The organism is Paenibacillus sp. FSL P4-0127, from assembly GCF_038007325.1.
Classification (GTDB): domain Bacteria; phylum Bacillota; class Bacilli; order Paenibacillales; family Paenibacillaceae; genus Fontibacillus; species Fontibacillus macerans.
In genome coordinates this window covers 58,215-72,834 of record NZ_JBBOWY010000002.1, presented here as the reverse complement: position 1 = coordinate 72,834, position 14,620 = coordinate 58,215, and the positions used below count along the sequence as shown (strand labels likewise).

The following is a 14,620-nucleotide window of genomic DNA, read 5'->3' as shown; positions in this document are numbered from 1 at the left end:
CCCGTCCCGCTCTAAATAGTGGGGCAAGTGTTCTTCCCGGTTTGGATGAGGTGTGTTAATCGCAAATCTGGCTATTCCTGACAGGACACTCACACTCTAATGTTAACGATGATCTATTCGTTTGTACTAAGCGTGAGCAAGCGTTTTAGATTGTCATCAATAAATTGATTGTCGGCACTGTTGATTCCGCGACCGGCAAAATGCCCCCAAATCGACTTAATAGGGTTAAAAACAGCATTAGGCATAAGTTTAGCCTCATATTCGTTATCGTCCGCCGTGCAGAAGAGATCCGTGCTCCCCGGCATAACGCAGGCAAGCGCCTTAATGCTACCCAGCGCTTCATCGAAATCTCCGTTATAGGAGGGGTTTGCACTAATATCTGCATGTTGTCCTGTCCATAACATGGCCAGGACATTGTAAGGATCCATCTTCATAAAGCTATTTTCCCAGACGCCAGCTACAAAATCCGCCAATGAGTCAAATCCCAGTTCACGATAAAGTTCCTCTCTGTAAAAGGCCTGCGATAAGCCCCAGCCCGCATAGACACGGCCAACGGCGCGCATGTCTGCGGAAGTCAACTGGTTTAGCTTGCTTAAATCGAAGCGGGCGGCAGCCATGAGCGCTGCTTTCATCCCATCGAGGACCAAAAACGTATGTGGCCAAGTCTTGGCAACTCCGGCAAAAGGCGCGATTCGTTCCACCATGTCCGGATAACTTGCCCCCCATTGGAACGCTTGAATGCCTCCCATTGACCATCCAACGACGAGAGCGATCTTTTGAATGCCGAATTTTTCGGTCACCAGCCGATGCTGGAATTGAACATTGTCATAGATGGTTACCTGCGGAAAATGAGCCCGGTCGAATGGGGGCGGCGTGTTCGTAGGAGACGAAGATAATCCGTTGCCCAGCAGATTGGGGACGATAATGAAATATTCTTGCGGATCCAGGGCCATGCCGTTTCCAATCAACCATTCATTCTGAACATGCGTGTCGCCAAAAGCCGTTGGATAAACGATGACATTATCTTTCTTTTCATTTAATCTGCCATAGGTCTTATAAGCTAGAAAAGCGCCCGGCAACGTCACTCCTGATTGCAAGGTTACGTCACCCAATTCAAAAATCTCATAATCCATCGTATTGTTTGCTCCCTTCAAAATGAACCCATGCATTTAGATGTATTTCTTGTTGTTAGTATAGATCTGTGATACTCTCAATAAAAGTGAATAGAATTCAAAGCAGTATTCAATAATATTGAAAGCAAAAGAGGCAAATATGATGGAATTACGCCAATTGATTACCTTCACCACGGTTGCATCAACTTTAAATTTCACTCGGGCTGCTGAAGTGCTGGGCTATGTCCCCTCCAACGTCACGATGCAAATCAAAGCATTGGAGGATGAGCTGGGTGTTCGTCTTTTTGACCGCTTGGGCAAGCAGCTCGTTCTTACAGCTGCGGGCAAACGCTTTTTAACTCATATCCAAGGCGTTCTAAACAAATTGGACGAAGCTCGCAGCGTCGTTCATGACAATGAAGTGCTAAGCGGCACCCTAACGATAAGCGCCAATGAGGTTATTTGCGCCTATCGCCTTCCAACTGTCTTTCAACGATTTCGTTCGCAGCATCCGGGAGTTCGTTTGATCTTCCGCTCCGTTCCAAATCAAGAGCTCAAGCAAACACTCTTTGAGGGAACCGCGGATGTTGTCTTTATGTTGGACGAACCCATTCGCTCGAGCGGACTAGCCGTGGAACCGTTGGTGGAAGAAACTTTCCGCTTGTTCGCTGCTCCGGATCACCCGCTTGCAAAACGAACTGAGCTGCAGCTGGAAGATTTCCACGGAGAAGTGTTCCTGACAAATGAAAAGGGTTGTCCCTATCGAACCATGTTTGACCGGTCATTTGAGAAAGAGGGCATTGATAGTATTACGTATTTAGAGTTTCAAAGCGCTGAGGCCATTAAACAATGTGCAATTTCCGGAATCGGTATTGCCTTTCTTCCTGAAATCGTAGCGGAAGCCGAAGCTGAACGGGGCAAACTTGTTGCTCTTCCATGGCAAATTCCCGACTTGCACGTGTATACGCAGATGTCATGGCATAAAGACAAGTGGCTTTCACCCATCATGTTGTCTTTCATTGAAGCAGCAAGGGAGGTTCTCGCTATAGAGGAGGGGAACAAAACTGTTTAGCCTATTCATAAAAATATCTAGCTGGCACCGTTCTTCGCATACCTGGATACGGCCAGCTACAGGCGATGTGCCAAGGAGAATAATTAATGAAGCTTTCCACGAAGGAAGTAACGAAAATTGTAATAGATCAGTGCTTATTCATTTGCATCATCGATCAAACGCCTTCAAATGATTCATTAAGTTTTAAAATATATCCATCAAATACTAAAACATCGCACTTCCTAATATTGTTTTCTTGGGAAGTTAATTGGTCCACTAACTTATGTAAACCAAGTGTTTGTGCGAGACTAGTTAAATATGCAATAAACAACGGCTGGGATTATATAAAAGAGAAAAGAATAGTGAAAATTGAGCAAGGCGATTTTTTGCTCAATGAACTAAGATTGGATTCATAATTGATTCAACTAACGGAACACTTTTACGAATCGTTAATACGGCGGGACCAAGCTCCCGCAGCTTCCGCGAGAGTTGGGAGTTGGCCTTCGTTGCGGATTGGCGTAATTTAATCAGGGGGGCGTAAGCATCTGAGTAGTAAAGTTTCTGAGCAATTTCGTAATCTGGGAATTCATGGACGACAATCATAGCCGGTTTCCAGGTGCCCTCCAGCATTTTGGGCCGATCATCGAGGGACAAGTTGCGGAAGCCTGGAACCTCCTGCAAAATCGTATCTGCCTGAGCGGCATATTGTTTAAATACTTCCTCAATGGACTGTACGCTAATAGCAATTTTCCATAGCATTCTAAAATATAACCTGCAATAATTTAACGATTAACGTTTTAAAGCAATTAAGGGTAGAAAAATGGTGGAAGTTTCGCTTTTTACGAAAAAAAGCACGTCCCCCGAAAACCTCGGAAGCCGCGCCGTGCTTTACATTATGGAGATGCTGGTGAAGGGATTCGAACCCCCGACCTACGCATTACGAATGCGTTGCTCTACCAGCTGAGCTACACCAGCAAGTTCACTTTTAGCGAACAAAAATTATTATACCGCGTTTTAAAAAAAATGCAAGCCCTAAAGTTTGGAAATTTTACGCAAACCCGTTTTGCCCGGAATTTGTGGTGCTTCCGGCGCACATTGCGTGCCGCGCAACGGCACAACCACGTGGTCCTACCACACACGTGGTGCTGCCACAACCAAGCCGCTTGCACTACAGCTTCTCCCTCACGGATTGGAGCTTCTGCTCGGACGAACTCGCTTTGTCGCGGCGGTCGTCGATCTTGATTGAGGTCGACACCCGGCCGGCGCCCGCCTGGAACGGCGCTTCATGAATCGCCCGGATCGCCGCGAATACGTCGTCCAGCGCTCCTTCAATGATCGTGCTCATCGACGTCAGCGTGAACTTAATGCCTTCCTGCTTCTCCAATACCCGTTGCAGCTCGGCAACGTAGGAGCTGAGGCTGGTGCTGCCCGTACCAATCGGAATAACCGTTACTTCCGCAATCGCCATTTCCGTTCCCCTCACTTTACTGTATTTATTCCTATATTATTTTATCAATTCCCCGCCGGCAAATACAAACAAAAAAGGGCTCAACAACATAAGGGCAAAAAATGCACTAGCGTTGCATAAAACCTAACGCGAATAATCAAATATTAGTTAAATATGGGTAATTATGATCATTTTTCATGGAAAAAGCATAAAAAATCTCCTATTGTAAAGAGGTAGGTACGTTGTCCATAACTCTCTACAAAAGGAGACCATCCATGGATAACGTTAAAGCTAAAACGGTCATTCGTCAACTGATTTCCTTACTGCCCATCGATGTGCATCAACGTTTACTCTTCGACCATTACACCAAGAAACTTACCACGATGAAAGCGATCATGCTCTTCATCAATGCTCAGTTGAAACAATGGTCATCTTACGGTGAAATGGAAATTGCACTTCGTGCTGAGCCGAAACTTCAGCAGCTTCTACAGTTGGAGAGTATCAGCGGCTCGCAATTATCCCGAAAACTCGATCAGATCCCAACGGAGCTGTTGGAGTGGATGTTTCAGCATCTGGCATCACAAACACAGCAACGTGCTTGCCACCAGGGCCAGAGCGGGAAATTGCACATCATTGATTCTTCCAGCATTCGACTGCCGCTTCAACTTGGAAGTTGGGCCAAGATGTCAAATAAGAGTAGCGGCGTCAAGATGCATCTGCGCCTCGTTGTTACAGCTCCCGACAAGCTATTTCCTGATGCCATGATCCCCAGTTCGCTCAATGTAGGGGATCGTGCGGGGGCCGTTGAACTGGTCGTCCCCTCGGATGCGATTTATGTGATGGATCGCGGTTATGATGATTATGCCCGGATGGATCAATGGGTCCAGGACAACATCCAGTTTGTGATCCGTATGCGAGATCGCGCGCTTGCCACCGTCATTGAGGAGTATCCTGTTCCGGAAGGCTCGAACATCACGCGGGACGCCAAGGTTTGCGTGGGCAGTTCCTTCCGATCCATGGAACATTCCGTTCGTTTGGTGGAGTTTTATGACGAGCAGGAACGGACTTATCGTATTTTTACATCGGTATGGGATAAGACCGCTGAAGAAATCGCGCAGATCTACAAAAATCGCTGGCTCATCGAGTTGTATTTTAAATGGCTGAAGCAACATTTGCGATTGAAGAAGCTGCACAGTCATAAACCACAGGCTATTTGGAACCAATTATTCTTGGCTTTAATTACTGCCTTGCTCGTGGAGCACATCCGGCACAGCACCCAAACGGCAAAAACAAACTGGCAAGTGCTCCGGATTCTCCGCGAGTATTTGTACCGTTCATGGCGATCCTTTCGAACCGAACTGGATCGGAAACCCAGTCGAAGTAGTCCGGGGAGACGTCCGGGGTCAGGTCCCAAAGCGTTATCGGTGCGCACAATGGTTGGGATAATTAAGCCAAGCAAGTTCAAGAAATAATATCCATTATATACATTTAATGGGACATCGCGACCTACGCATTAGGTAACCTTGACTTTTTGGTCTTAAGCTTAAAAAATGACTGTAAAAAAATCCGTTTATAGTTTCAATAATCCAAATGTGGGTTTTGCTGAAAATTGATGTTAGTGTTCTTGCAACGCTAGTGCAAAAAATGTCGTTATTCCGCCGCTATCCCCTATTGAAAGAGAGATAAAGGCAATTTATGTCGCTATTTTCTCGGACCGTAACAAAATACCCGCAATCTGTACCGTTCATAGGGAAATAAGAACAAAAAATACCGCTAATGGGGATGAACATGCTCAGCCCCGGATAATAAGTACATAAAGTTCCGTTATTCTGAAGGCTGGCGGTCGGCCGTCCAGTAACCGATGGTTAGCCGACGAGCGGTTTGCCATCCCAGTAACCGCCGGTTTGCCAATGGTCGGTCAGTAGGTTCGCCGTTCCAATAACCGACTGTCAAGCCCCGATTTCTAGGTTGAACCACCAAAAAAATTAAAAAAATTTTTTCGTTCCCCGCTCCGCGCATCACCTGTGGGCTCCGGCGGTTTTGTCCCGGCTTCCGGCCTGTCCATGTGATGCAAGTCACACTTTAAACACAATATATTGTGCTAATCTTGTTTCAGAGAATCAAAATATAGTGTGAACCACTAAAACCTGCGAGGAACAGGCAGGATGTCCGTATGCAGCTTTTACATATGCCTTATTGGATCGACAGCCGTTGTAGTTGTAGAAGAGTCTTCATTAGGCAGCGCATTCGGGCATGTTCAACCTGGGCAGGTTGGAGATGCCTTTTTACTTAGCGTTAAATAAATTAGCTTTTGGGGAGGAGCATTTAGATTATGGCATTGCTAAACCAAACCTTCACCGGCCGGGATACCATGCTGGATGAAGTCATTCAAATGGGCGAGGAAATCATTCAAAGCCGCAACCTGGAGGTGCTGCGCGAGAACGCGAATTTGAACGGCGAAAGCTTCTCGGGGAAAATGAGCAAATTCGGCAGCGAGTACGCCAGATGGTATGCGACGCATTTCATCTTGCCCAAACGGGTGGTGCAGGCGATTCAAGACAATATCGTCTACGTGCATGATCTTGATCAATATGCGATCGGAACGACGAACTGCATTTTCATCCCGTTCGAAAAGCTGCTGCGCGAAGGCTTCAACACCGGCAACGGCAGCGTCAGACCGCCGAATTCGATCATGACCGCGATGGCGCTGGTGGCGATCATTTTCCAATCCCAGCAAAACTCCCAGTACGGCGGCGTATCGGCCAACAAGCTGGATTTCGACCTCGCTCCCTACGTGGCCAAATCGTTCGAGAAATATTTCCGCAAAGGCCTGGAATATTTCGAAGAAGGCGCCCGCGATGCCGAATTGGCCGGGAATGGGGACGTCTCGATGAGCCGCAGCGACCTGCAGGAGCGTTATCCGAAATCGTTTAAATTTGCGCTGAAGGAAACCGAAACCGAAACGCTGCAGGCGGCCGAAAGCCTGATCCACAACCTCAACACGATGTCGAGCCGGGCCGGCGGGCAAATCCCCTTCACCAGCATCAACTACGGCACCTGCACATCGCTTGAAGGGCAAATGGTGATCAACTCCCTGCTGACGGCCACGATGCGGGGGCTGGGCAGCGGGGAAACGCCGATTTTCCCGATCCAGATTTTTAAATGCAAACAAGGCGTCAACCAGAACCCGGACGAACCGAATTACGGCCTGTTCCTGAAAGCGGTGGAATGCTCGGCCAAGCGGCTGTATCCGAATTTTGCCAATCTGGACGCCCCGCTCAACCTGATGCATTACGATCCGAGCGATCCGGACACGGAATTCGCCACGATGGGCTGCCGCACCCGGGTGCTGGCCGACCGGTTCGGCCGGAACCATCTTTCCGGCAAAGGCAACCTGTCGTTCAACACGCTGAACCTGGTCAAGCTGGGCCTCGAGCACGGCATTGCGCTGGGACGGCGGACAGAGGCGGACGAGCGCGGCTTCTACCGCGAGCTGACGCATTATATGGACATCGCGCTGGAAGGGCTGCTGCACCGTTTCAAAATTCAAGCCGCTCAAAAAGCCAAAGCATCCGACTTTATGATGCGCGAAGGCGTGTGGGAAGGCGGCGAACAGCTTGGACCGGAGGACCCTGTCGGCGATTTGCTCAAGCACGGCAGCTTGTCGATCGGGTTCATCGGGCTGGCGGAATGCATGAAGGCGATGTACGGCAAGCACCACGGGGAGGATGAAGCGGTCTATCAAAAAGCGTACGAAATCATCGCCTACATGCGCGATTACTGCGACCGCCAAAGTGAAATCCACAACCTGAACATCACGTTGTTCGCCACCCCGGCGGAAGGCTTGTCCGGAAAATTCACGAAACGCGACCGCGCGGTTTACGGTCCGATTCCCGGCGTGGCGGACAGAGAGTACTACACCAATTCGTTCCACATCCCGGTGTATTACAACATCAGCGCGGCAAGAAAAATCGAGCTGGAAGCCAAGTTCCACGGGCTTTGCAACGCGGGAGCCATTTCGTACATCGAACTTAACGGCAATGCCCGGAACAATCAGGCCGCTTTTCTGAAAATCGTTCAATACGCCCTGCAGCAGCAAGTCAGCTATTTCAGCATCAACCATCCGATCGACCGCTGCTCGGCCTGCGGCTACGAAGGCATCATCGGGGCGACCTGTCCTTCCTGCGGCAGCCATGAGAACGACGTGCACATCCGCCGCCTGCGCCGGGTCACCGGGTATCTGACGGGGGATTACCAAACGCGGTTCAACGCCGCCAAACAAGCGGAAGTCCGCGACCGGGTCAAACACGACGCATGAATATTTGCGGCTACTACCCGGAATCCATCAATGAAGGCGAAGGCCTGCGGGCCGCAATCTTCATCAGCGGCTGCCGCCATTACTGCAAGGGCTGCTTCAGCCCGGAGACGTGGAATTTCAATTACGGCGAGCCGTTTACGCCAGAGCGGGAAGCGGAAATCATTCATGACATTAAAAATAATCCCCTGCTGAGCGGTCTAACGATCCTCGGCGGAGACCCCTTTTTCTCCGCCGCCGAGGTCAGCGGGTTTATCGACCGGCTTGTGGCGGAGACCGGGCCGATTTCGATTTGGATTTACAGCGGGTATACGTATGAGGAATTGACAGAGCATCCCGGTTCCCCCGAATATGAGCTGCTGCGGCGCTGCGAGGTGCTGGTGGACGGGCGTTTCGTCCAAGAGCTTCGCGACCCTGCCCTGCTCTATTGCGGCAGCTCGAACCAACGGCTGATCGATATCCGGCGAAGCCTGGACAGCGGACAAGCGGTTCTTTGGGAGCCAAGCCTCCCGTTCATGCGATAAATATAATCCTCGAAGAGCGCAGATGGCTGCGCTCTTTTTTTTCGAACGCCTCCCCAAGCGCTTGTTAATCTTCAGTTTAAAAAGTGGGATATAATAGAATAATGTCGACTTGCAATGCAATCCGTTCGGGAAGGAAGTTTGATACATGGATTTGTTGATTACGGTTATTTTACTGCTTATCTGTCTAGTCGTTTCCAACATCATCAGCCACTACATTCCGTTTATCCCCACCGCGCTCACCCAAATCGTGTTTGGCATCGCCATCGCGCTGGCGTTCAACGGGATTCATCTGGAGATCGAAACGGAATGGTTTTTGCTGTTGTTCGTAGCCCCGCTGCTGTACAACGACGGAAGGCACTTCCCCCGCGAAGAGCTGTGGAAAATGAAGGGGCCCATTTTCGGCAACGCCATCGTCCTCGTTCTGCTGACCACAATCGGCGGCGGTTATTTCATCCACGCGATCATTCCGGAAATCCCGCTCGTCGCCGCCTTCGCGCTGGCCGCGATTCTGTCGCCGACCGACCCCGTCGCCGTAAACGGGATCGCCAAGCGGATTCATATTCCGGACAAAGTGCTGAATCTTGTCCGCGGCGAGTCGCTGATCAACGACGCTTCCGGTCTGGTTGCCTTCAACTATGCGGTCGCGGCGGTCGTAACCGGCTATTTTTCGCTAAGGGAAGCCGTTTACGACTTTACATACATGTTTATCCTCGGGGCCGTTTTGGGCCTCGTGCTCAGCCTGGTCATGACCTGGCTGCGGTTTTCGCTCCGCAAACAGGGCATTCAGGACGCCACCCTGCATTCGCTGCTGCAGATTCTGACTCCGTTTCTTATTTTTATCGTCACCGAAAACCTCCTGCACGCTTCCGGCGTCATTGCGGTCGTCGTGGGCGGCATCGTCCATTCCCTGCTGCGGGAACGAACGGAAACGCTGCTCGCCGAGGAGCAGGTCTTGACGGAAAATATATGGCAAACCGTGCTGTTCATCCTGAACGGGGTCGTCTTCCTGCTGCTGGGGCTGATCATCCCCTCGTCCATGCGCGCCACGGTGGAAAATCCCAACATCGGCAATACGCAGGCGATCGGCTACGTTTTGGCCATCGGGATTGCCATATTGGCGATTCGTTTTGTCTGGTCTTATTTCTTCTCGCTGTACGATTACAAAGTCTCCAAGTCGCAGGAAACCCCCAAGCCTTCCGTTAAAAACAGCCTCCTGGTTAGTCTGACGGGCGTTCGCGGCGCCGTTACGATGGCCGGGGTGTTGTCCATTCCGTACGTGGTCGCCAGCGGACAGGCTTTTCCCGAACGGTCGCTCATCCTGTTTTTGGCCGCGGGCGTGATTTTATTCACCCTGATCGCGGCCACCCTCTTGCTGCCGCTATTCAGCAAAGGGGCGGCCGAGGGCGAAGAAACGGGCGAGTACATCGATATGGCCGAAGCCCGAAGCCGGCTGCTGCGGGTCGCGCTGCAGAAGATCAAGGCCGAAATGAACGATTACAATAAAACCGCCGCCTATCAATTAATGGACGAATACAAAATGCTGTTCCGCCCCATGTATCTTCAGCAGGACGCTCACAGGCTGGAGCGGTCGGAAGCTTTGGGGAGAATGACCGAAATCCAGCTTGGGGCGTTAAAAGCCGAGCGGAATTACATTCACGAAACGATGCAAAGCGGCGGAATGAGCAAAGAAATGTTCGAAACTTTCGAGAAGGCGCTGGACCTTCGCGAAGAAGGGCTCTGCAGAACCGCCCGCGCCCGGATTTCGTTCCTGATCGGCAGCGCCGTCCGCGACTGGCGGCGGGCCACCCGCAAATACCGGCAGTTCGCCGGGCTTCACCCCGGCCAGAAAATCCAGGTTGAGGCGCTGCAAGCGGCGCTTGAGTACTTGAAGGGCCTAACCCGGGAAAACGAACAGGACCCCGCCCTGCAAAGAGTGATTCTCCAGTACAAGCGGGTCATCGCCCAATTGACCGGTCCAGGGCCGCAATTCAGCGAACAGATGGAAGCGCAAAAAGAAGAACTGCGGATCCAGGTGATGGATGCCGAACGCGCGGAAATCCACAACATGTACGAAGCCGGCAGCATCAATTGGGAACAGGCCAGGGAGCTCAGAAGAATGGTCAACCAGGTCGAAAGCGTCACGCTGATCGAACACGCGGAATAAAAAGAATGGCAAACAAGGGGCGTTCCGGTTGGCCTTACCAACCTTTGGAGCGGCCCTTTTTTTCAGCGTAAGGAACCTTTTCTCCCGCTCGTTCGTCAAGTAAACAAGATATATTACGGAAGGAAGTGTACCTGCAAATGCCGCAATGGGCTGTAAAAATCATGCTGTCACTGTCGGTAACCGCGATGTTGGCGGGAGCTTTATTAACGGGGTGCGCCGATAAAAAAGGGGCTGCCGGCCCGGGACCCGGGCAAACCGGTACAGAGCAAAACGCGCCGGGGCAGGGACAAGCAAACAACGCTAACGGAAGCGAAAACGGCGGCGGAAATGGTGGCGGAAATGGTGGCGGAAGTGGCGCTGCGGCGGCATCCGGCTCCGAACAAAACCGCATCCTTGAACAGTTTGAGCGTCTGCAAGCCGGCCAATCCGAGGCCAAGGACTATTTGGCCTTTTTCGATGAGCATTTGGCCGCCCTGCCCCAGGACGACGCCGACCGGCTGATGCAGAAACTGCTCGCTTTTTACGGGGAAGACCTGCTCAAAACGCAGGATAAATTCGCCGAAGAAGCCGTCCTCCAGGCGCTCGGCGAACTTGGCTGGCCCATTTCGGACGAACAGCTGAAGCAGATCAAAGACGCTGCCGTCCGCCAAACCGTCCTGGGCGCCCTGGCCGGCGGCTACAAGCTGGAAACGGCCGAAGGCACGGTGTTTCCCGTGGTCGACTACGGAGCGCTTAAAAAATACAATTCGGCGCTAAGCGAAAAAATGCAGGACTTTATCGCGCTGCTCGCCCTGGATTCGGACGCCAAAATGGCCAGCGACGGCGGGCTCGTCATCACTTGGGATGAATTGGCCAAGCGGACCGCCGCCGCCGAACAATATTTTACGCAGTATGCAGGTACGCCTGAGGCCGAGCAAGCTAAAAAGCTGTTTTATACCCGCTATCTGACCACCTATCTTTACGGGCTGGACAATACGCCGATTTTCGATTTCGACACCTTCAAGTTAACCGACGAAGTCAAAGCCAGTTACGAACACACGGTCAAAACGTACCCGGGCACAAAAACGGCCGCAGCCGTGCAAGGCTTTCTGAACGTGCTGAAAAGTACGGATTGGCAGGTGTTCACCAAAGAAAAAGGCATGCAAACCGATATCCCCGCGGTAAAACAATACCGCGACCGCGTTCTCGCCGGAGATGCGGATTAAGCCTTAGATCCCGCAGGTGCCGCGTTTGCCGTTCAAAGCGGAAACCCGCAGCTTTGCCCATGGCAGCAGCTGCCCTTTCGGATGGCTTATGTGCACCGTCCGGCTTTCCCCGGGAAGCAGGTCAAAGTAGTTGTCGCTATAGCGGACGCGGCCCAGCGGCAGCTCCAGCTTCACGAACCGCGCGGCCCCCGGCCCCGCCGCGGTTACCGTCGCCGTTTGCGCCGCCTCGTCCACCCGCACGTCCAGCCGCGTTTCCGGCAGGCGCAAATCCTTCGGGTCGCGCAAGTAGTAGCGGTTCGCCGGGGCGGCAAAACCGGAGGCGGTCAGCACCGCCGCGACCTCTTCCGGAGCGGCTCCGCGCAAGGCGGCCGCTTCCTCCAGCGCGCCGATCCGCACCGTGGATTGCGGCGGAATGTCCGCCGCAAAAGCGGCCCGGGACAAGACGCCCCCGCCGCTCAAGGCGTGCACCGTCAGCTCCACCGTTCCCCGCAGCGGCTCCAGCGTGTCATTGACCACCCACACCTTCAGCGGTTCGCCCGGCTCATGCTCCAATGAAAGCAGCACGGGGTTATAAAACGTTTTGGCATAATAAAAAGAAGCCTTCGGCAGCAGTTCGTAATCGATCATCGACCAGCTCGTGCCCGGCCAACTGTCGTTCAGCTGCCAGACGAGCGCGCCGCTATTGCGGTGTCGGTTCCGCCGGAAATGCTCGATCCCGTACTTCAACCCCTCGGCCTGAGTCAGCATCGAAAAATCCATGTATTCCTCGATATCGCGGGGAATCCCGGTATAGCCTTCCATCAGCAAAATGCCTTTGCGGTGGTTCGTATCCTTGTTGCGGTAAGCCATCTCCGCGCTCCCCCAGACAAACTGGCCGGCGGGGATGTTTTTTTCCAGCGTGTAGCGGTTCGCCGCGGCATGCATGCCGAATTCGCTGCTGAACAAGGCGAAATCCTGCTTGTATTTTTTGAACGTTACGCCCTCGACGCTGTAATCGAGCCGCGGCTTCTCCCCCTGCATCCGCGGATACACCGAACCGTGCCACACCTGCCAGTTATGGCGGTCTCCGGTGTGCGGATCGTTGGCGTCGTAACCGCCGCTTGCCCCGTAAGGCGAAGAAGGCCAATACGGGCGGGCCGGGTCCAGCTCAGCCAGCACCTCCGGAATCAGCTCATGATAAATGCGCTCCCCGAAGAAGGGCCCGGTTATGTCCCCGGCGGCGCTTTTCATGTCATACAGCCAGTCGATTTCATTGTTGCCGCACCAGAGCGCGAGGGACGCGCGGTTGCGCAATCTTTTGACGTTATCGATGACTTCGTGCCGCACGTTGTCCATAAAGTCCTGGTTGAAATCGGGGAACAACGCGTTGGCGAAGGCAAAATCCTGCCACACCAGCACGCCCTGCCGGTCGCATTCGTCGTAAAAGACATCTTTTTCGTAAATGCCTCCCGCCCAGACGCGCAGCATGTTCATATTTCCTTCTACCGCTAGATCGATCAGCCCGCGGTAGGTGGACGCCGGGATCGAGCCGATCAGGTTGTCGGCCGGGATCCAGTTGGCGCCTTTGGCATAAACCTTAACCCCGTTAAGGATAAAAGCAAACGCATTGCTGCCATCGTCGTTACGTAGGGCAAGCTCCAACGTGCGGATGCCAAATGGCTGGATGTAGCGGTCGACTTCCTCGCCTTCGGCGCGCAGCACGACCTCCAGCGTGTACAAGTACGGCTCGCCCAAATCATGCGTCCACCACAGCCGGGGAGCGCGGACCCGCAGCTCGGTGTCGGCCCGGCCAAAAGCTCTGCCGGCCCCATGGATGTGGGCGGTTCCGCTGCCGGTCCCGCCGCTGTTAGCACCGGCGCTTCCCAGGCTGCTCTCGCCCCCGCTATCACCGGCGCATCTCAAGCCGCCGTCGCCGCTGCCTGCGCCGCTTGTGTTGCCTGCCCCGCCATCGCTGCCCGTGCTGCTTACGCCCCTACCGCCGTCATCACCTTCACCAACGAAACTACCTGCGCCTTCGGCAGCGCCGCCTTGTCCCGCCCGGCGGTCCCCAAGGACCGCCAGGACGGCGCATGCCGCCTCCAGCCCTTCGGCATCCAGCAAGCGGACCACGACCTCGGCCTGTGTCCCCTTCCGGAAAGCCTCAGCCTCCGCGCTAAAATGAAGCACCGCTTCCCCGGACTCCACGGACCGCGTGCGGGCGTACACGCCGGTCAGCTTGGCCAGCTTGCGGCGCGTGAGGCGCACCTTGCCCCAGATGCCCGCGGTCACGATTCTCGGTCCCCAGTCCCAGCCGAAATTCATCGCCGCCTTGCGGATCCAGGGCCGTTCTTTCGTATAGGAGGACCACTCGAGCTGCTCCTTATCCCGGTGATGCAGATGCAGCGGATCGAACCTGACGGCCAGCACGTTCCAGCCCTCGCGCACAATCCGCGTCACATCGAAAACATACTCCCGGAACATGTTAGCCGTCCTGCCGATTTCATGCCCGTTGACGTAAACCGCCGCAAACGTATCCAGCCCCTCGAACTTAAGCTCGATTCGCTCCCCTTGCCCCGGCGCGGCGTCCAATGTAAACGGTGTGCGGTACCACCATTCCTTGTGCTCGATCCAACGGCATTTGGCATCGTTATGCCCGAAATACGGAGGATCGATGATGCTCCGTTCCAGCAGCGCCGAATGCACGTCCCCCGGTACGGCGGCGCCGATCCAAAAGCGGTCGTCCAACCCCAGCGCGGCCAGTTCATGGGCAGGCTTTTCCCCTACTTCAAAATGCTGCAGTTTCCAAGGACCCGACAATTCCAT

Annotated in this window: 10 protein-coding genes and 1 tRNA gene; 6 read left to right on the top strand and 5 right to left on the bottom strand. The window is 53.3% G+C overall.

Annotated features, from left to right (window positions below):
• Window positions 1–113: 113 nt before the first annotated feature.
• The gene (locus NYE74_RS26910) at window positions 114–1,133 is read right to left on the bottom strand and encodes an alpha/beta fold hydrolase (protein ID WP_341005336.1); all 1,020 of its coding nucleotides are present in this window, start codon (window positions 1,131–1,133) and stop codon (window positions 114–116) included.
• Window positions 1,134–1,275: 142 nt separating this feature from the next.
• Here NYE74_RS26910 and NYE74_RS26905 point away from each other — a divergent pair, with 142 nt between their 5' ends.
• On the top strand, window positions 1,276–2,184 hold the full coding sequence (locus NYE74_RS26905) for a LysR family transcriptional regulator (RefSeq protein ID WP_341005335.1): 909 nt from the start codon (window positions 1,276–1,278) through the stop codon (window positions 2,182–2,184).
• A gap of 369 nt (window positions 2,185–2,553) precedes the next feature.
• On the opposite strand, the gene NYE74_RS26900 is transcribed toward NYE74_RS26905, so the two are convergent.
• From NYE74_RS26900 to NYE74_RS26890, 3 genes are all read right to left on the bottom strand, one after another.
• Complete coding sequence (locus tag NYE74_RS26900; RefSeq protein ID WP_124332776.1) at window positions 2,554–2,922, bottom strand: DUF1330 domain-containing protein; 369 nt, start codon at window positions 2,920–2,922, stop codon at window positions 2,554–2,556.
• A gap of 143 nt (window positions 2,923–3,065) precedes the next feature.
• Window positions 3,066–3,138 (bottom strand) — tRNA-Thr (locus tag NYE74_RS26895).
• Window positions 3,139–3,331: 193 nt separating this feature from the next.
• A complete protein-coding gene (locus NYE74_RS26890; RefSeq protein WP_036626438.1) occupies window positions 3,332–3,631 on the bottom strand; it encodes an MTH1187 family thiamine-binding protein in 300 nt (99 codons plus the stop codon).
• 254 nt (window positions 3,632–3,885) lie between these two features.
• Between NYE74_RS26890 and NYE74_RS26885 the strand changes: the two genes are divergently transcribed.
• The 5 genes from NYE74_RS26885 (at window position 3,886) to NYE74_RS26865 (ending at window position 11,818) form a co-directional block, all read left to right on the top strand.
• Window positions 3,886–5,082: an IS4 family transposase gene (locus tag NYE74_RS26885; protein ID WP_240752336.1), complete on the top strand. Its 1,197-nt coding sequence runs from the start codon at window positions 3,886–3,888 to the stop codon at window positions 5,080–5,082.
• An 860-nt stretch (window positions 5,083–5,942) separates the two neighbouring features.
• Window positions 5,943–7,928, top strand: coding sequence for an anaerobic ribonucleoside triphosphate reductase (locus NYE74_RS26880; RefSeq protein WP_036626439.1), 1,986 nt, complete (start codon window positions 5,943–5,945; stop codon window positions 7,926–7,928).
• Complete coding sequence (nrdG, locus tag NYE74_RS26875; protein WP_036626440.1) at window positions 7,925–8,449, top strand: anaerobic ribonucleoside-triphosphate reductase activating protein; 525 nt, start codon at window positions 7,925–7,927, stop codon at window positions 8,447–8,449. Before NYE74_RS26880 ends, nrdG begins: the two co-directional genes overlap by 4 nt.
• Window positions 8,450–8,594: 145 nt before the next feature.
• Window positions 8,595–10,613 (top strand): Na+/H+ antiporter, encoded by a 2,019-nt coding sequence (locus NYE74_RS26870; RefSeq protein ID WP_124332777.1) that lies wholly within the window; start codon window positions 8,595–8,597, stop codon window positions 10,611–10,613.
• A gap of 137 nt (window positions 10,614–10,750) precedes the next feature.
• Window positions 10,751–11,818, top strand: a complete 1,068-nt coding sequence (locus NYE74_RS26865; RefSeq protein WP_341005334.1) for a hypothetical protein — start codon at window positions 10,751–10,753, stop codon at window positions 11,816–11,818.
• A gap of 3 nt (window positions 11,819–11,821) precedes the next feature.
• On the opposite strand, the gene NYE74_RS26860 is transcribed toward NYE74_RS26865, so the two are convergent.
• Window positions 11,822–14,620, bottom strand: a complete 2,799-nt coding sequence (locus NYE74_RS26860) for a glycosyl hydrolase 2 galactose-binding domain-containing protein (protein ID WP_341005333.1) — start codon at window positions 14,618–14,620, stop codon at window positions 11,822–11,824.